Raw genomic sequence first — 728 nt, 5'->3', positions numbered from 1 at the left:
TCAGCTTTCCAAATTGTTAAAGAGCAAGATGCATAAAACATCATTCAAATATTCTCAAAGAAAACATTCTGATGATGCAGTGTTATCTTTTCTTCAGACAAGGCAAATGAAGAGGAAGCATAGTCTACTATGCGACGAATCATTTAACGCTGTATGGAGGAAAAATGGTGGGCGATACCGGGCTCGAACCAGTGACCCCCTGCTTGTAAGGCAGGTGCTCTCCCAACTGAGCTAATCGCCCACTGTGGTTTTCATTCCTCGTGGAGAAGAACTTTCAAGATGGTGGAGCTAAGCAGGATCGAACTGCTGACCTCCTGCGTGCAAGGCAGGCGCTCTCCCAGCTGAGCTATAGCCCCTTTATTCGTTTCCACTTTAAAAAGTAGAATCAAACTCTTGAAATGGTGGGTCGTGCAGGATTCGAACCTGCGACCAATTGATTAAAAGTCAACTGCTCTACCAACTGAGCTAACGACCCATTCTTTGCCTCCGCTTTTTAAAAGCAGAAGCAAAAATGGTATCCCGTAGGGGAGTCGAACCCCTGTTACCGCCGTGAAAGGGCGGTGTCCTAGGCCTCTAGACGAACGGGACACTAGTGTGAATGTTTGGGTACATTCAACATCTCTCTAAACTTTATAAACCATCAATCTGTGTGAACACTCATCGCAATAATCTTTTCGTATAAGGAGGTGATCCAGCCCCAGGTTCCCCTAGGGCTACCTTGTTACGAC

General features: G+C 46.0%; 4 tRNA genes. All 4 read right to left on the bottom strand.

The features are described from left to right. Positions 1–165: 165 nt before the first annotated feature. A tRNA-Val gene (locus ACM2FC_RS23565) sits at positions 166–241 on the bottom strand. Between the two features lie 39 nt (positions 242–280). After that, positions 281–356: transfer RNA gene (locus ACM2FC_RS23560), tRNA-Ala, on the bottom strand. 43 nt (positions 357–399) lie between these two features. Next, a tRNA-Lys gene (locus ACM2FC_RS23555) sits at positions 400–475 on the bottom strand. A gap of 37 nt (positions 476–512) precedes the next feature. Further along, positions 513–588 (bottom strand) — tRNA-Glu (locus tag ACM2FC_RS23550). Positions 589–728: the final 140 nt, after the last annotated feature.

The sequence above is a fragment of the Vibrio sp. A37 genome (genome assembly GCF_059777565.1).
The sequence above is the reverse complement of the archived record's forward strand: the minus strand, read 5'-3'. Positions and strand labels throughout refer to the sequence as shown.